The organism is Shewanella sp. 10N.286.52.A9 (genome assembly GCF_041468985.1).
Classification (GTDB): domain Bacteria; phylum Pseudomonadota; class Gammaproteobacteria; order Enterobacterales; family Shewanellaceae; genus Shewanella; species Shewanella japonica.
The window spans coordinates 70,128-89,028 of sequence record NZ_JBFRJQ010000035.1 but is presented as its reverse complement, the minus strand read 5'-3'; the positions used below and the strand labels follow the sequence as shown (position 1 = coordinate 89,028).

The following is an 18,901-nucleotide window of genomic DNA, read 5'->3' as shown; positions in this document are numbered from 1 at the left end:
CCACCACTTTTCTGAAAGTGAGATTGCCTGTTCGGCTTTAATTCAGTTCTTCTATTGTCCTACCGTTTTTAATCTATTCATATTCAAGCTTTTTTATTTTATTCAGCCTTACTATAAACTCAACTCTTGTATGTTGATGTTGTACTTTTTGTCAACTTTATCTCCTCATGATTAAGTATTCTTTTGTTCACAAGAATACTGCTTAGCTATTAATTTTGCTGGGCAGTCTTAACGTATTCAAATTGCTAATGTTATCTACCATTTAATTGCAAACCTGTTAATCATTTTAGCTTTCTCTCATCTACTTTTGTCTAATAGACCTATTGCTAATGTTGCTTATTTGTTAAGTGGGTCATATTGCTTTAGATGATAAGAACAGGGAGAGCATGATGAAACAAGCAAAATATGGTTTATTAATCGGTTGTTCAATGCTGGCATTAAGTAATGTTAGTTATGCAGATACTGATATGCAGTTTGGGGGCTACGTAAAAGCTGATGTGATGTTCAGTGACTATGGTAATGGCGCACCCGATTCAGGAAGTTTATCTCGTCAATTTTATGTGCCTGGTACTATTTATGGCGAAGAGGGTAATGGTAAACAAGTTGTCGATTTTCAGGCGCGAGAGACTCGTTTTAATTTTAAAACGGTTTCAGATTTTGATGGTCATAAGTTAACAGGTTTTATTGAATTAGATTTCATGACTCATACTGACGGTAATGAACGTGTATCTAACAGTTATTCTCCACGTATTCGACAAGCTTTTATTAGTTATGATAACTGGACAGTCGGTCAAACATGGACAACGTTCCAAAATCCTGGCGCATTGCCTGAAAACTTAGATTTTGTTGGTGCAGCCGAAGGTACACCTTTTGTTAGACAAGCGATGATTCGCTATACAAATGGTGGATTTCAAATAGCAGTCGAAAACCCTGAAACGACTGTAAATAAATTTGCTACGGCAACACGACTCACCAGTGGTAGTGGCATTGTGCCAGATGTCGTTGCTCGTTATAACTTTAAGACAGAAGGCGGGACTGCTATTTCTGTGGCTGGTATTTTACGTCAATTGAATGTTGAAGAAAATGTTGATGGGCAGGCGGTAGATTCAACTGAAATGGGTTACGGTGCGAGTATTGCCGGTATTATCCCGGTCGGAAACGATGACTTTAAATTCTCAGCAACCTACGGTGAAGGCCTAGGGCGTTATATGGCGTTGAATTATGCCAATGCTGGTAATCTTGATGCTAACGGTGAAATACAAGCGATAAGCTCTTACGGTGGCTATGCCGCTTACCGCCATTGGTGGAATGACAAATGGCGTACGAGTGTCACTGTGTCAGCATTTAAAGCTGATAACGATACCATGCTATCGAGTAGCTTAGTAAATGCTGAGTCTTACTCAAGTTATATTAACTTATTGTATTCACCAACCAAGCCTTTGACCTTTGGTGTTGAATATATGTACGCGAAAAACGAACGTGAAAATGGAAGTGATGGTGACCTAAGCCGTATTTTGTTCTCTGCTAAATACGTGCTTTAAAAGCTAGTGATTTTCTAAGGTAGCATTACGACATCAAAAAAGGGTTAATTCATTGAATTAACCCTTTTTTCATTTGTGCATAATTGATTTTTAATCTAATTAGCCCAATAAGTTGTTTGAACGTACGTACTGTTCAAATTCAGTGTAACCACCAACATGCACTTCATCGACAAAGATTTGTGGCACTGTTTCAACAGGCTTGCCAACCGTTTTCTCTAAATCAGCTTTTGAAATGCCTTCAGCGTGAATGTCGACATACTTGAACTTAAATCCGTCACGCTGTTCAGTTAATTTTTCTGATAGTTCAACAGCACGAACACAATAAGGGCAGCCTGGACGGCCAAAAATTACAACAAACATAGTGACTCCTTTTTTTGATTTGACGATTTATACCATAAGTTTTATCGAATTGATAATTTCATTCAATTCAAACAAAACTGTTTTCATTAATGGTTTTAAATCGTCCTTTATAATCAAAAAACTTTTCCACTAATTCCCACTTATGCTTTTGTTTTTTTAGTAACAGCAAATCAGGCGTTTTAAAATGTTTCTGGTGTTCAAGAACTTGTTGAGGTGATGAGAATTGTGGATGTTTCATCCCAGGCGTGCGCGAGTGTGGAGCAATAAAAATTGCATATAAGGCGCGCCGCTGAGCAGGTGTTTCCATCCTAAAGCTTTCTTTAAATTCATTAGCGTCAATATCGAAATATTTCACTATCAGCTTTTTATCATCTTCGATGAGATGCATCTCTTGGCATTTGAATAAATGATGATGTTGAGAGGATAAAACTTGTTTCAATCGTTTATCTGGATCAATGAGTGTTGACTGGCATGTTTGGCAAATGCGCGCTGCAATATCATTTTCAGCGCCACAATCAGGGCAGGATTTAGAGCGAAACCTGAAATCACATTGCTGTTGTGTATCCTGTTTTGTATCGACTAACCCTTGGCAGCGTCGTCCGAAGTGTTCAACAATATCACCGTCAGAATCTACAATACCCCAAAAAGTATTAGCAAACTGGCAAACGGGGCAGTGTACTTGTACTGGGACAGATTTGCTGTTGGGTTTGACTTGGCCAACTTCAGGAAAGTAAAGATCATATCCATTAGCCGCATAATCAATGACTAGGCAATCCTCTTTGTCTTTTGCTAAGCGTAAGCCTCTGCCAATCATTTGCTGAAATAAGCTCACAGAGGCCGTAGGCCTTAAGATAGCAATTAAATCTACATGGGGAGCATCAAAGCCTGTAGTAAGTACCGCTACGTTGACAATGTATTTAAGACTTTGCTGCTTAAACCGAGAAATAATATCATCACGCACTGTATGAGGGGTGTCAGCGGTAATTAAAGCTGCACTATCATCGAGTAACTTCATTATTTCTTTTGCATGACGCACTGTTGCCGCAAATATGAGCACGCCTTTACGGTGTTCTGCTAGTTGCACAACCTGTTTAATAATTGCTGTGGTAGCTCGGCCTTGATGATCTAATAAATCATCGACTTCTTTTTGTGGATATTCGCCCGTCTCTGAAGGAGTTACCTGGCTAAAATCATATTGTGCGCTTAAGCCATCGAATATCTTAGGTGCTGTTAAATACCCGCGTTTAATGAGTGGCCGCATGGGCAATTCAAAAATACATTGTTCAAAAATAGGTTTTTCTGTGTTGCCGACTTTACCGTGATAATGATGGCGAAATATCCAGCCTAGTCCTAATCTGTATGGTGTTGCCGTTAAGCCTAGTAATTTTAGTTGCGGATTATTTTTTTTCAGATGATTTAATAACTGCCAATACTGACTATTTTCATCGTTACTAATACGGTGACATTCATCAATAATAACCAAAGAGAAAGTTTGGTTAAATTTTTCAGGCGCCCTAGCAGCTGATTGAACGCTAGCCACAACCGTTTTACCTACCGCTTTCTTTTGGTTTAATCCAGCTGAATAAATACTGGCATCTTGAGTCAGTAATCCCACTTTTTCTGCATTTTGAGCGACTAGCTCTTTAACATGAGTCAATATCAAAACATTGCCTCTAGCTATTCTTGCAAGTTCTGCTATCACGATACTTTTACCAGCACCTGTTGGTAATACTAATACAGCGGAGTCATTACTTTGCTTAAAGTGTTTTATAGCGGCATCAACAGAATCTTGTTGGTAATCACGAAGGGATATTACGGATGTCATAGGTTTTTATCGTTATTAAATAATGTTCAAAGTAATAATCAAATTCATCGCATTCACGGAGCATACATTGCTAGTGATATTGCTAGTGATATAAATGGTTACTCTAGCATGAAATAAAGCCCTTAATTTAGGCTGTATAAAAAATTGATATAAAAAAGCCCCCTCAATTGAAGGGGCAACGAGAATCTGGTTAGGATTTCTCAAGGTGGGTAGGACAGTTAATTGATTAGGATATTATTCCGCTTTGTTTAAGCGTGATTCTATCAAGGTATCGATTACCGCAGGATCTGCAAGTGTTGAAGAATCACCTAAGTTTGTTACCTCGTTTGCTGCAATCTTACGCAAGAAACGGCGCATGATCTTGCCAGAGCGAGTCTTAGGTAAACCACCAGCCCATTGAATCAAATCTGGGGTAGCTAACGCGCCGATTTCTTTACGAACCCATTGTCGTAAGTTTTGACGAAGCTCTTCCGTTTCTTCAATACCTTTAGTTAAGGTCACATAAGCGTAGATACCTTGACCTTTGATGTCATGGGGGTAACCAACTACTGCGGCCTCAGCAACTAGCTCATGTGAAACAAGGGCACTTTCAACTTCGGCGGTACCTAAACGATGACCGGATACGTTAATAACGTCATCCACACGACCCGTGATCCAGTAATAACCGTCTTCGTCACGACGGGCACCATCACCAGTAAAGTACATGCCTCGGAAAGTTTTAAAATACGTTAATGCAAAACGGTCATGATCGCCATAAACCGTGCGCATTTGGCCTGGCCAAGAATCGAGAATGACCAAATTACCTTCAACTGCACCATCTAAAATATTACCCATGTTATCAACTAGGGCTGGCTGCACACCAAAGAATGGGCGAGTCGCAGAGCCTGGTTTAGCATCGGTTGCTCCAGGAAGTGGGCTAATTAAGATACCGCCAGTTTCTGTCTGCCACCAAGTATCAACAATTGGGCAAGACTCATGGCCAATGACTTCGTGATACCAGCGCCAAGCTTCAGGGTTGATAGGTTCACCTACTGAGCCCATTACACGAAGCGAACTGCCATCAAAGCCGTCAAATTGCTCTTTGCCTTCAGCCATCAGTGCACGGATTAATGTCGGTGCGGTATAAAGAATATTCACTTTATGACGATCAATCATTTCACCTAAACGTGATGGACCTGGAGAATTAGGTACACCTTCATGAATAAGAATCGTTGCACCATTAGCCAGTGGGCCATAGACCATATAGGAATGGCCAGTAATCCAACCGACATCGGCAGTACACCAATAAACCTCGCCTTCTTTGTAATCAAATACATATTCGTGTGTCATTGATGCATAAACCATGTAACCACCGGTTGTGTGCAGCACACCTTTAGGGTTACCAGTTGAGCCTGACGTATAAAGCAGGAAAAGCGGGTCTTCAGCGCCCATTTCTTCGGCTTGGCAATGCTCTGAAGCTGTTGCCATTACATCGCTCCACCAAATATCACGACCTTCAACCCAGTCGATATCTCCGCCTGTGCGGTTGAGTACGATAACTTTTTCGACGCAATCAACATCTGGATTATTCAGTGCGTCATCAATACTACGTTTAAGAGGAATTTTACGACCACCACGAATACCTTCGTCGGCAGTAATCAATACTTTTGATTTGCCATCAATAACACGAGATGCAATGGAGTCTGGAGAGAAACCTCCAAATACCACTGAGTGAATAGCACCAATGCGAGCACAAGCTAACATGGCTACAGCAGCTTCAGGCACCATTGGCATATAAATCGTGACGACATCGCCTTTACAAACGCCTTGGCTGCGAAGTGCATTGGCAAATTTACACACATCAGTATGTAACTCACGGTAAGTAATTTTACGCTGCTCATTTGCATCATCGCCTTCCCAGATAATGGCAACTCTATCGCCATTTTTTTCAAGATGGCGATCTAAACAGTTTGCAGAGGCGTTTAATGTGCCATCATAAAACCAATTGATAGACAGGTTATGATCATCAAAAGAGGTCTTTTTGATTTTGGTGTAAGGCTTAATCCAATCGATACGCTTACCATGTTCTCTCCAAAATCCTTCTGGATTTACCACTGATTCTTGGTACATTTTTTTATATTTATCGTTATCTACCAGTGCATTGTTGGCGAAATCTGCTGGTACTTTATAGAGAGACTGCGAGCTCATAGGGCTTCCCTTTGTCAAAATTAGCGTTACGAGAGTATTGTCTGCAAGGTGAGGTTAACACTATTAGACCTTGGTCTAGTTTTAAAATATCCTTAATATTTAACCTGTTGCGCATGTTAGCATGACGTATTCGTGAAACGGTTTTATTGCACAAATATTAAGCATAAAAATAATTAAAGAGAATGCTATGAATTTGACCTTAGTCGTTGCTGTAATTGCAATTTGCTATGTTTCCTTGCTGTTTATCTTAGCGTGGGGAGCTGAACGCTGGTTTAGTAAAATCACCAAAAAGGTGCAAGTGTGGATATACGGCTTAAGTCTAGCGGTTTACTGTTCGTCGTGGAGCTTTTTAGGCACGGTGGGGCAGTCTGCTAATGATTTGTGGTCTTTTTTACCGATTTATTTAGGCCCTATTTTGGTTTTTACTTTAGGCTTTGGCATGCTTCGTAAGATAGTAGCCATATCAAAAGCGCAAAATATCACCTCTGTTGCAGATTTTATTGCCGCTCGCTATGGAAAATCTCAAACCCTTGCTGCAATTGTGACACTTATTGCTTTATTTGGGATCATGCCTTATATCGCTTTGCAGTTAAAAGCGATGGTCTTTAGCTTGAATTTATTTCAGCCTGAAAACATGCCATTAAATGATGTCAGCGTCCCCATGGTCATGACATTTATTTTAGCAATCTTTGCTATCTTATTTGGTACACGAAAGCTTGATGCAACAGAGCATAACCCTGGAATGATGGTCGCTATTGCATTCGAGTCATTAGTGAAGCTAGCTGCTTTTTTAATTGTTGGCTTTGTGATTACTTTTGGCTTTTTTGATGGGTTTGGTGATATTTGGCAGCAGGCGGCAGAAAAAGACATTATTAAACATGGCTCATTAAATATTACTTCTTTTTTGCCTGAGATGTTTGTGGGTGTAGCCGCATTTTTATGTATGCCAAGGCAATTCCATGTCATGGTGGTGGAATGTGCTGAAGAGTCTGTACTTAAAAAAGCACGTTGGATATTCCCATTATATCTCGCCATGTTTGGCTTGTTTGTGGCGCCATTAGCCTTAGCTGGCACATTATTGCTCGGCGACAGTGTGGCCGCCGACACTTACGTGATTAATCTTCCTTTAGCACTAGATCAACCGGTACTGGCGGTGATTGCGTTGTTAGGTACATTATCTGCGGCAACGGGTATGGTAATTGTTGCTGTGGTAACGATAAGTATTATGATCAGTAATGAGTGGATTGTTCCGTTCATGCTACGCACGAATAAAGTGAGTGGAACTAATTTTAACCAATTTGCTCGTTTTTTACTTAATGCTCGCCGTCTTGCCATCGTTATCATTCTTTCATTAGGCTACTTAAGCTACTTATTGTTCGGTAATAGTGAGTCATTATCTCATTTAGGACAATTGTCATTCGGTGCTTTCGCTCAGCTTGCACCAGCTTTGCTCGGTGGATTGTATTGGAAGTACGGTAATCGCTCTGGGGTATTCTTAGGCTTAGCGGTAGGGTTTTCTTTATGGTGTTATATCCTATTTGAAGGCAGTGTAGGTTTAGGGCAAGAAACAGGCTTATTAGCCTCAATTAGCCCAGAGGTTGACGATACGCTTATTGCCCTATTAGCTAATATTATTTGTTATATATTAGGCTCATTATGGTTTAGAGCGGGTGTCGCTGAGCGTATTCAAGCTAGCCATTTTATCAATCCGGGCTCACTTCAATCTGATTCAAACAAAAAAGACGCTAACAGAAAACACACTGCCATTTCCCAGCAAGACTTGTTAATTCTCGCCAGTCGATTTGTCAGCCCAACTAGAGCATATGAAAGCTTTAGTAAGTTCTCCCCAGATGCTGTGCGTAGTGATTCATGGCATAAAATGGCTGACCAATCTTTAGTGTCACACACAGAGCATATGCTTGCTGGGGTATTAGGTGCCTCTAGTGCCTCTTTGGTAATGGATTCAGTATTACAAGGTCGTGACTTAGCCCTTGATGAAGTATTCAGCTTGGTAGATGAAGCATCATCTAAGATTATTTTAAGCCAAGATATGCTTAGAGGCGCAATTGAGCACGCTTATGAAGGCATGAGTGTGGTCGATAAAGATTTGAATTTAGTTGCTTGGAACTTTAAATATGCTGAGCTATACGATTACCCTGAAGGATTTTTACAACAGGGCATGCCAATTAGCGAGGTGATCCGTTTTAATGCTGCCAGAGGCTACTGTGGTGAGGGCGACATAGAGTTGCAAGTCGATATACGTGTGCAACATATGCGTAATGGTACAGAGCACACATCTGAGCGGCAGCGAAAAGATGGGAAAGTGATTAAAATTCAGGGCAACCCAATGCCTGATGGCGGTTTTGTGATGACCTTTACTGACATTACTCAATATCGCAAGCAAGAGAAAGCCTTATTAGAAGCGAATGAAACATTAGAATCTCGAGTACAAGAGCGTACTTATGAGCTCGCAATGCTCAATAGTGAACTCCTTGAAGCAAAAGCCCAAGAAGAAATGGCGAATGCCTCTAAAAGTCGTTTTTTAGCCGCTGTTGGGCATGATTTAATGCAGCCTTTAAATGCGGCTCGTTTGTTTACAGCATCGCTTGCACAATATCCGAATTTGGATTTGGAAGGAAAAACCACGCTTTCTCATATTAATAATTCACTTCGCACTGCTGGCGAATTATTAACTGACTTGTTGGATATTTCTAAATTAGATTCAGATATGGTAGAGGTGAATCGTCGAGATTTTTCTCTTGGAGAATTACTAAATGGCTTAGCCGTTGAATTTGAAGCCATGTCTGCGGACAATCAAATCAAATTTAATATGATGCCTTGTAATGCAACGATTAATTCTGATTTATCCCTATTAAGGCGAGTGTTACAAAACTTTTTAACCAATGCCTATCGATATGCAAAAGGCGGAAGAGTATTACTTGGTTGTCGTCATCGTGGTGATTTTATTGAAATTCAAGTTCTTGATACTGGTTGCGGTATTGATGAACATGAAACGCAAGAAATCTTTAAAGAGTTTAAACGTCTAAATCATCCAAGTAGTCGCAACGTTAGTGGACTAGGGCTCGGCTTGGCTATTGCTGACCGAATCAGTAAAGTGCTGGACCATCAAATCTTAGTGACATCAAAGTTAGGACAAGGATCGGTATTTTCTATAATGGTGCCGTTGGGCAAAACGGTGACAGAGAAAGTCGTGAAACCGGTACCGACGCCAACTCAGCCTCTAGCAGGGGTGAAAGTGCTATGTATTGATAATGAAGAAGCCATTTTAGCGGGACTTGAAAGTTTACTGACTCGTTGGAAATGTGATGTTGTTTGTGCTACAGATTTGGCTGATGCACGCATTAAATTAGGCCTCAAAGGGGTAGCTCCAGATATCGTTTTAGCTGATTATCATTTAGATAATGATCAAAACGGTGTGGATGCAATGGATGGAATTCGCTCTCGATACGGTGAGCATTTACCGGGTATTTTAATCACTGCTAATACCAACAAAGATCTCATTGATGATGTACAGAAGCGTGGCTATCACTACATGGCTAAAATGGTGAAACCTGCTGCATTAAGAGCGTTGATTTCAAGCCTAGTAAAATAGATGATGAAATAGTGAGAGATTTAACCAAAGCAAGGATGAAGATGATAACTGTATATGGTGACGAAAAGTCGGGAAATTGTTACAAGGTAAAGTTAACGTTAAGGTTACTAAATCAAGCTTATCGTTGGCGAGATATCGATATAATGGCTGGTGAAACTAAAATGGCAACATTTTTGAAAAAATCACCTCAAGGGAAGCTGCCTATTATTGAGCTTGATGATGGAAGGGTGCTGGCAGAGTCAAATGCCATTATAGGGTATTTAGCTGAAGGGTCTGGGCTAATACCGACTGATGAGTTTGATAAAGCATTAATGTATCAATGGCTTTTCTTTGAGCAATACACCCACGAACCTTGTATAGCCGTTGCTCGCTTTATTCGCCTTTATCAGAACATGCCGATTGAGCGCCAAGCTGAATATGATCTTTTACACGTTAAGGGTAGACAAGTGTTGAGATTACTAGATGAGCAGTTAGCCAACAAAGCCTTTATCTTAGGGGAACAATTCAGTTTAGCCGATATCGCCTTATTTGCTTATACCCATGTCGCCCATGAAGGTGGCTTTGATATAACGCCCTTTGAGAATATAAGGCAGTGGTTGAGTAATGTTGAACAACAGCCAGGCTTTGTCGGTATGCAAGATTAATTACATTGATTTTGAGAACATGCGACTAGAAAAATAAAGCCCCGTATCAAACTAGATAAGGGGCTTTTTAAACTCAGTTAAACGGTGTAGCTAATAAAACAATCAATCTTTTAGGAATATCGATGTCGATATTATTTTTCTAACTTACTGAAATAATCAAAAATGACAGGAACATCATTTTGACCTAAACCTGCATCTACCGCTTCTTGTAAGCTAGTAGAAGTGCCCTGAGCAATAAGAGATTTAGTCCCTAAGTCTTCACACATTGCAAGGAAATAACCTAAGTCTTTATTGGCATTCGCAACTGAGAAGCCAAGTTTTTCTTCACCGTCGACAGCATAGAACTTACAGAATTGCATGAACGGCGAGTTAGAAGGTCCTGCCGACATGATGTCAAATAACTGCTGTCCATCAACACCTGCAAGTTTTGCCACTGCAAATGCTTGCGACATGGTTGCTACCGTTGTCATACCCATGAAGTTATTAATTAATTTAGTTGTATGTCCTGCACCTAAAGCGCCTAGGTGGAATACATTTTCGCCTTGCTCTTCTAGTAATGGTTTCACTTTATTAAAAGTATCCATGTCACCAGCAGCCATAATGTTAAGTAGGCCATCTTTAGCATGTGCAGGTGTTCTGCCTAAAGGCGCATCAATCATGCCGACACCTTTTTCAGCAAGTGCAGCACCAATTTTTTTAGTCGAAGAGGGGATAGATGTACCAAAGTCAACTAGTACAGAGCCAGGTTTAATACCTTCTAATACGCCATCATCGCCGTATACAATTTTTTCTACCACTGCTGATGTCGTTAAACAAAACTGAACCACATCACTGGCAGCAGCTAACTCTTTTGCAGATGTAAAAGCAGTTGCATTGCCACGGTCAATAACACGTGCAACAGCTTCAGCGCTTAGATCCATTACATTGACTTGATAACCTCTCTTTTGAAGGTTCTCAACCATGTTGCCGCCCATAAGACCAAGGCCGATGAAACCAATGATTGGCTTTGTCATATCTAACTCCTAAAATTTTTATATATGTTTATCTGAGTAACAAAGATTGCTCAACGCTTAATAGTGCGAGTCAATTAGCTGCATGGATTAACTGTCCATTTTTGAATATGCAATTAATTGTTTTTACATGCTCTACTCTATTAAGTATTTGTAAATATTATCTAAATCGAGCTTATTACCAATATTAGTTAATAATAAATTTATTGTCAACCAATTTGTTATATTTTGGTTTACCAAAAGTTAAATTGGTAAGTTAACCTGTGAAGCTAAGTTGTGTTGTTATGTAATTTCGCTAAATTTATTGTCATTAATGGAAAGGTGATTGTTGGAGAAAGAGCCTACCCGTAGCGGAAGGCTCTTATTAAGTGTGGCTTATTAGAATCTAGCGCGAACTCCAACAGTATAGCGACGATCTGATTCACTGTACTTCCATACCGAATTTAGCTCTGTAGTGTATTCAATTGGTTCCCCAGTTAAATTCACAACATTACCAACAACAGTGAAGTGTTCATTGATATCCCAGCTTGCAGAGAAGTCGAATTGACCTCGAGCTTCACGGTAGTTGTTACCCACAGTCGCATCAAAGTTATCTGCTGATGGGTCATTTTGGTTAAATACGTTATAACCTAATGCACCAACTGTTTGAACGCGTTTCTCTGCTTGAGAATATAAGTAACGATCGCGCCAGTTATATGCTAGACGGAATTGAAGGTCGTCATTTTCCCAGTACACTTGACCGTTAGCTGTATTTTCAGAAATATTTAGCAGTGGGTTGCCGTCAGGTTGTTCACTATCAGCATAGGTATAGTTGGCATTGACACCAAATCCAGACCAGAAACCTGGTAAGAAGGTAAACTGTTGTTGATAAGCTAGCTCAACACCTTTTACTTCACCGCTGCCACCATTAACATCAGTATCAACAACAATACCTGTTCTGCCCGCAGCTTTTTCTGAGTCAACGTAGGCTAAACCTTGTGCCTCGGTTGCAAAGTTTACGTCACCTTGGCTTTGACCTGCAGTATCAAGTAAACAAACGTTGCCCCATTCTGTCGTGTTTTGGCCATCTACAGTACTTTGGTCAGCTAAACAACTGCTGTCTGTTTGTGTAAATGAATTGACGTCTTTATAGAAAAGTGCAGCTGAAACAATGCCACCATCACCAAAATAGTGTTCAACAGATAAGTCATATTGAGTCACACGGTATGGTTCAAGTTGGTAAGAACCTTGAGTACCAGTCACTAATGAGTTATCAATTGATAATGCTGGGCTTAGCTCATCAAAGTCTGCACGACGCATAACTTTTGCAGCAGCAAAGCGCATTAAGGTTTCATCTGTAAGGGTATAGGTCACATTCAAGCTAGGGAGAAAATCTGAATAATCGTTTTCGCCAGTATCAAGAATTTTGTTGCCATTGGCATCAACAGAAGCAACAACGCTAGACTCTAATTCTGTTTGAATATAACGACCACCAAATACAGCAGTTAAATCATCAAAATCCAAATGGAATTGAGCATAGATAGCGCTGGTTTTCTCGTTAATTTCTTTATATGCACCATTATCTTCTACCATGTTGTCAGCTAATGAGCCGTTCATGGCATAAGAAGTACCTTGCAGCATTTGTTGAACTAATGCGTAAGTGGCTTCAGTGTTCTGTAGTAAATCAGCATCATAAACATTGTAAGTCATTAAATCGTTTTGACCATTTACACCTGTTTGGTCAAATGAATTACTCATGTTAACGATTTTCATGCTGTCAGCCAGTACAGGATTATCAATCCAAATAGGGCTGTAGAGTCCGTCAGCATTGGTTGCTTTTTTATAAGAATCTTTAAGGGTAGTGTTGCCGTTGATAGGTTTTAGGTCATAGCGGTTGGCACTATAATCTCGGTCAGTAAAGCGCACACCAGCTTTTACCGCTGATACCCAATCTACACCAATGTCAGAGATTTTGAAGTCAAAGCGTAATGCTTGTTCTTCATTGTCAGTTTCAAGTGTTTTATGGAAGAATTCACGAAATACTAAGTTATCAGGGTTAGTTAACATACCTGAATCAGCATATGTGTAACCAGGAATGCCACTGCCCGTAAACGAACTACCTGTACTGGTATGTGTTACAAGATCAAGGGTAGGATCTGTACGTTCAATTGGACGTAAGTTAAATTCATTTGCTGTTTGTTTTTCTTTAGATTTTGATATTGAGTATTCAGCAGATAATTCAATGTTATCAGTGATAAACCACTCACCACCGAGGGCATGAGAGGTGGTATCTGATGTCGTAAAGTCACTCCAAGTTTTTGGAATTACAAGGACACCGTCTAAATCGTAATTATGTAGCTGACCGTTAGCATCATAGTAAGAATCACTTCTTGCTACAGAACTACCACCCACATCTAAGATAGAGTAAGCAGATTGGCCGCCATCAAGTTTAGTTGCATTCAAATCAAGATAAATGTTGGCTTCAGCACTAACAGGTTCCCATTGTAGTGAAATACCATAAGCTGTACGTTCACGTTCTTCTGTTTTTTGCTCTAACGTGCTTTGCGTTCTACGTAAGTATTTGCCATTAGGTCCACCTGAGTCATCAACAACGCCGTCACCGTTAATATCGATGTTATCGAGCAAATCAACTTTGTTGAAATATTCATCACGGCGTAGTTCACGGTCTAAATAAGCAAGGTTAGCTGAAGCACCAAATGTACCTGCATCACCTAAATCCCAGTTATTACCAATACCAGCTGAAAAATTTGGTGCAGTATTTTCTGTTTTATCTGAATATTCGCCATCAAGCGTAATTGCCACAAGCGGTTCTGACAGCTCTAATGGACGAATAGTTTGCATGTTTACCGTACCACCTAAAGCACCCTCAATCATGTCTGGTGTAGGTGATTTAATGACTTCAACCGTTTTCAAAAAGCTTGAAGGAAAGTCATCCAATCCAATACCGCCACGACCAGCACCTGCAGTAGAGCGACCATTAAGTAGTATCAAGTTTTCAGATACGCCTCTAATTGTTACTGACTCACCCACCCCGAAGTCAGTTCCAATAGAAACACCAGTAATTCGTTGCAAGGCTTCTGCAATGTTATTATCAGGTAATTTACCAATGTCTTCTGCAACAATAGCATCGACAATACGATCATCAGCTCGCTTTAGTAAATTAGCTGCTTTTAAACTGCCAAATATCCCTTTAACTGCAATGACTTCAATTTCGTCTGTTTCTGCATTTTGAGTTTCAGCATCAGCAGCGAAGGTCGGCATAGACAGTAGAGCTGTTAGTGTCGCACCAAAAATCGTTATATTAGTTGATTTATTTTTAGTCGCACTAAACATTGCACTTATTTTGTTGAGCTTCATAATTCCCCCGAAAATTATTCCCTTTGGTCTTGCCTTTTTTGGTATGACCAATTGTTGTTATTTTAAACAACAGAAACATTTATATAACACGTTACCAATTAATGCAACATGTTATTACCAATCTGGTAATGATTGGTGGCAGTGTTCAATGACGGCTAAATTGGGGTAAAAGTGTTGGCTGCTTGTTTATGTCAGATTTTAAGTTGATTGGTTAGGTGTTAGTCGCTAAAAGCAGTGATTAGTGCTGAATTAATCATCAGATTGTTGATTTGATTATATTAAAACAATGTAACTTTTTTGGTTTTTTCTACAGATGAGTCTTAATTGGTAAGTCTGCTTGGTAATGTTTTTTGGTAATATTGGTTGGTGTGGTGTCTTGCAATATGCACATGTTAATCGTATTTGCTAATCGTATTCGAAAAATTTACAGGGTAACACTGATTATGAAGTCATAACTCAAACATGGATATAATATCAGTCAGCTTAATGAGTCGCTTTTATGGTATGCGGCGCATGATTGGAGAGGCTAAGTAGCCAAACTAGAAATTGTTTCTAGGTCTGGCGACTTTATATATTTCTGGCTCTAATCAATTTAAAAGTCTAACGATAGTGGTTATAGCAGTTAAAATATGATTAAGTGCAGCGAGTTGCTGCACAGATAAATAATTAGCCATTACTGAATGTATCAGCCGTAGCTTGCTCTAATGTGATGTTTTTAGCGATGGTTTTCAAAGCTTGGGTCAATGTGGTTAATTGCTCCGAGCTAATCGTGTATGGCGGAGTGATATACAGTACATGACCAAAAGGTCTTATCCATACACCAAGCTTAATAAATGCTTGCTGTAGTGCCCCGGTGTTAATGGCACTGTTCATTTCTATTACGCCAACTGAGCCAAGTACTCGTACATCTATAACATGTTCAAATTCAATTGCTTCAGCTAGTTCTTGCTTCATTTGCTTTTCGATGGCATCTACTTGATGTTGCCATTGACCCGTTTGTAATATTTTTAAGCTGGCATCTGCAGCAGAGCAAGCGAGTGGATTACCCATAAAAGTTGGACCATGCATAAAAACACCGGCAGGGGAGTCACTTACGCCATTAGCGACTTCATCGCTGCAAATTGTCGCTGCTAAGCTGATGTACCCCCCTGTCAACGCCTTGCCTAAGCATAAAATATCAGCTTCGATTTCGGCATATTCATATGCGAATAACTTTCCAATTCTGCCGAAACCTGTGGCTATTTCATCCAGGATTAAAAGTACATTGTATTGATCACAAAGTTGTCGAATTGCTTTTAAATACTCAGCAGAATAAAAGTGCATCCCACCCGCTGCCTGCATAATAGGCTCAATAATCAGTGCAGCAATATTGTGGTGATGTTGCTGTAATATGGCTTCGAGTGCAGCAGTATCATTTTCTGCTAAAGTTTCTCCAAAAGAAGACGTCGGCGCTGGGGCAAACAATTGCTCGGTGACTGCGTCACCAAACATGGTGTGCATACCGTTATCAGGATCGCATACGCTCATCGCGGCAAACGTGTCGCCGTGATAGCCGCGTTTAACCGTTAATATTCGTTGTTTTTTGAATTGGTTTTTACCTTGCCAATATTGCATTGCCATTTTCATCGCAACTTCAACTGCAATTGATCCTGAATCAGCTAAAAATACTTTAGTCAGATTAGGGCTCGTCATATCCACAAGGCGTTTACACAAGTTAACTGCAGGTGCGTGGGTAATACCGCCAAACATCACATGGCTTAATGTGGTTAATTGATACTGCATGGCTTCAATAATTTCAGGATGATTATAGCCATGGATGCAAGCCCACCAAGAACTGGTGCCATCAATAACAACTTGGCCATCGCTTAGGGTTAACTCACATCCCTCAGCACTAACCACACCGGTTACTTTTGCCGCGTTATGCATAGAAGTATAAGGGTGCCATATATGCTTTTTATCAAATTCGAAATCAATATTAGCTGGAGATTGTTGTAATGAATTGTTCATATTTTAACCGTTAGTCAAGTTGTGTTGCTTGGTAGCATTGACAGTTTACATGCTCAAGGTATCCTAACCCAACAACAAGCGAATATAAAATGAATAAAAAGGATTAACCATGTCATCGTCAGCGATCCGTCACGATTGGAGCAAAGCAGAAATTGAAGCATTATTTGCTTTACCTATGAATGATTTACTGTTCAAAGCACACAGTATTCATCGTGAAACTTTTGATCCTAACGAAGTACAAATTAGTCGTTTATTATCGATAAAAACCGGCGCATGCCCAGAAGACTGTAAATATTGCCCTCAAAGTGCTCGTTATGATACGGGTCTTGAAAAAGAGCGTTTATTAGAGATTGAAAAGGTGTTGACTGAGGCTAAAAGTGCTAAAGCCGCTGGCGCTTCTCGTTTTTGTATGGGCGCAGCTTGGCGAAACCCACGAGAGCGTGACATGCCTTATTTAACGCAAATGGTTAAGGATGTAAAAGCATTAGGCATGGAAACCTGCATGACACTTGGTATGTTGTCAAAAGAGCAGTCAGATGAACTTGCTGATGCGGGTCTTGATTACTACAACCATAACCTAGATACATCGCCAGAATACTATGGTGATGTTATTACCACGCGTACTTACCAAAACCGTATTGATACTTTATCTAATGTACGTGCTTCAGGCATGAAAGTGTGTTCTGGCGGGATTGTTGGTATGGGCGAGAAAGCGACTGACCGTGCAGGGCTTTTACAACAGTTAGCGAATCTTGAGCAGCACCCTGATTCAGTGCCAATTAATATGTTAGTTAAGGTAGCTGGAACACCGTTTGAAAAAATTGATGATCTCGATCCACTTGAGTTTGTACGCACCATCGCTGTGGCTAGGATCATTATGCCTAAATCACGAGTTCGCTTATCGGCAGGTCGTGAAAACATGACTGATGAACTGCAATCTATGTGCTTTTTTGCAGGCGCAAATTCGATATTCTATGGTTGCAAGTTATTAACGACACCGAATCCAGAAGAAAATGATGACATGACGTTATTTAAGCGTTTAGGTCTTCACCCTGAACAAGGCCCCTCTGCCAATATAGAATCTGATAGCGCTTTATTAGCTAAGGCCAATGCTAAAAAAGATAAGGCGACTAAGCAGTTCTTTGACGCTGGTGCGATTTAAGAATTTTCAAGAGAATTGTTCGTTATAAAAGCAGGCTGTATTTATGGCAAGTCATCCGTTACTCGATAAGATCAATCAGCGCATGCAACAGCTGGATCAAGATGGCTTGCTTAGAAAGCGTAATCAGACAGGCGTTTCTTCACATATTATTGACTTTAGTCACAATGACTATTTAGGTTTAGCCACTAGTGCTGAAATGATTTCCGCTTTAAATCAAGGTGCAAATCGTTATGGCGTGGGCAGTAAGGCGTCACCTTTAGTTTCAGGTTACAGTCAAGCGCATCATGATTTAGAGAAACACTTGTGTGAGGTCACAGGACATGAAGCTGGGTTATTGTTTTGCTCTGGATTCAGTGCAAATCAAGCATTACTTAAAACACTTGTTGATGGCAATGATGTCGTCATAGCGGATAAGTTAATCCACGCTTCAATGATTGACGGCGTAAAGGATTCAGGTGCAAGCCTTAAACGCTTTAAGCATAATGATTTACAGCATGCTGAGCAGTTGTTAACTCGTCATCCCGAATCAATATTACTGACCGAAAGTGTGTTTAGTATGGACGGTGACAAAGCGCCGTTAGCTGAGTTAAAAGGCTTGTGCCAACAGTATAATACGTGGTTAGTTGTTGATGATGCGCATGGTTTTGGGGTATTGGCTGCCAGTTCCGTTAGCCAATATTGTGATATACAAGTTGTGACTTTCGGTAAAGCATTAGGTTGTCAAGGTGCTGCGATATTAGGCAGTCAAGCTGTGATTGATTACCTGGTTGCTCAATCCCGTCACTATATATACTCAACAGCACTATCGCCTGCTAATGCGCACTTAGCGCTCGCGGCAGTGAAACTCACCCAAAGTTCATCTCATCGGCTTAATTCGCTTCAAGACAATATTCACTATTTTAAGCAGGCTTGCGCGCACGAAAGAATCGATTTAACAGAGTCTGAAACCGCTATTCAACCCGTTATTATCGGCAGCAGTGAGCAGACTGTTATGGTTGCGGAGCAATTGAGGGCGGTAGGGTTACTTGTTGGTGCGATTAGACAGCCTACCGTGCCAAAAGGTCAAGCAAGGCTTCGAATAACACTTAATTCACAGCACACAAAAACACAGATAAATCAGTTGGTCATGGCATTATCTAGATTAATCCATCCACACAATTAAAATTATATTTTATACACTGCCAATTTGCAGTTA

11 protein-coding genes are annotated in these 18,901 nt (G+C 40.3%); 5 read left to right on the top strand and 6 right to left on the bottom strand.

Annotation, left to right across the window (positions count from 1 at the left end; genetic code table 11):
- Nucleotides 1-389: 389 nt before the first annotated feature.
- Nucleotides 390-1,541, top strand: coding sequence for a DcaP family trimeric outer membrane transporter (locus AB4128_RS20000; protein WP_055026331.1), 1,152 nt, complete (start codon nucleotides 390-392; stop codon nucleotides 1,539-1,541).
- Between the two features lie 99 nt (nucleotides 1,542-1,640).
- On the opposite strand, the gene AB4128_RS19995 is transcribed toward AB4128_RS20000, so the two are convergent.
- From AB4128_RS19995 to acs, 3 genes are all read right to left on the bottom strand, one after another.
- Nucleotides 1,641-1,901, bottom strand: a complete 261-nt coding sequence (locus AB4128_RS19995; RefSeq protein WP_055026330.1) for a GrxA family glutaredoxin — start codon at nucleotides 1,899-1,901, stop codon at nucleotides 1,641-1,643.
- Between the two features lie 67 nt (nucleotides 1,902-1,968).
- Nucleotides 1,969-3,726 (bottom strand): DEAD/DEAH box helicase family protein, encoded by a 1,758-nt coding sequence (locus AB4128_RS19990; RefSeq protein ID WP_372038738.1) that lies wholly within the window; start codon nucleotides 3,724-3,726, stop codon nucleotides 1,969-1,971.
- 234 nt (nucleotides 3,727-3,960) lie between these two features.
- Nucleotides 3,961-5,913, bottom strand: coding sequence for an acetate--CoA ligase (acs, locus tag AB4128_RS19985; RefSeq protein ID WP_055026328.1), 1,953 nt, complete (start codon nucleotides 5,911-5,913; stop codon nucleotides 3,961-3,963).
- Nucleotides 5,914-6,100: 187 nt separating this feature from the next.
- Between acs and AB4128_RS19980 the strand changes: the two genes are divergently transcribed.
- On the top strand, nucleotides 6,101-9,526 hold the full coding sequence (locus AB4128_RS19980; protein ID WP_055026327.1) for a PAS domain-containing hybrid sensor histidine kinase/response regulator: 3,426 nt from the start codon (nucleotides 6,101-6,103) through the stop codon (nucleotides 9,524-9,526).
- Nucleotides 9,527-9,570: 44 nt separating this feature from the next.
- Entirely contained in the window at nucleotides 9,571-10,170 is a 600-nt protein-coding gene (locus tag AB4128_RS19975; RefSeq protein WP_372038740.1) for a glutathione S-transferase family protein, read from the top strand.
- Nucleotides 10,171-10,301: 131 nt separating this feature from the next.
- On the opposite strand, the gene AB4128_RS19970 is transcribed toward AB4128_RS19975, so the two are convergent.
- The 3 genes from AB4128_RS19970 to bioA form a co-directional block, all read right to left on the bottom strand.
- Nucleotides 10,302-11,183: an NAD(P)-dependent oxidoreductase gene (locus AB4128_RS19970; protein WP_055026325.1), complete on the bottom strand. Its 882-nt coding sequence runs from the start codon at nucleotides 11,181-11,183 to the stop codon at nucleotides 10,302-10,304.
- A 375-nt stretch (nucleotides 11,184-11,558) separates the two neighbouring features.
- Nucleotides 11,559-14,537, bottom strand: a complete 2,979-nt coding sequence (locus AB4128_RS19965; RefSeq protein ID WP_372038735.1) for a TonB-dependent receptor — start codon at nucleotides 14,535-14,537, stop codon at nucleotides 11,559-11,561.
- 666 nt (nucleotides 14,538-15,203) lie between these two features.
- Nucleotides 15,204-16,544 (bottom strand): adenosylmethionine--8-amino-7-oxononanoate transaminase, encoded by a 1,341-nt coding sequence (bioA, locus tag AB4128_RS19960; protein ID WP_372038734.1) that lies wholly within the window; start codon nucleotides 16,542-16,544, stop codon nucleotides 15,204-15,206.
- A gap of 109 nt (nucleotides 16,545-16,653) precedes the next feature.
- Here bioA and bioB point away from each other — a divergent pair, with 109 nt between their 5' ends.
- Together bioB and AB4128_RS19950 are read left to right on the top strand one after the other, a co-directional pair.
- The gene (gene bioB, locus AB4128_RS19955) at nucleotides 16,654-17,706 is read left to right on the top strand and encodes a biotin synthase BioB (protein WP_055026322.1); all 1,053 of its coding nucleotides are present in this window, start codon (nucleotides 16,654-16,656) and stop codon (nucleotides 17,704-17,706) included.
- A 43-nt stretch (nucleotides 17,707-17,749) separates the two neighbouring features.
- Entirely contained in the window at nucleotides 17,750-18,868 is a 1,119-nt protein-coding gene (locus AB4128_RS19950) for an aminotransferase class I/II-fold pyridoxal phosphate-dependent enzyme (RefSeq protein WP_372038732.1), read from the top strand.
- The last annotated feature ends 33 nt before the right edge of the window (nucleotides 18,869-18,901 follow it).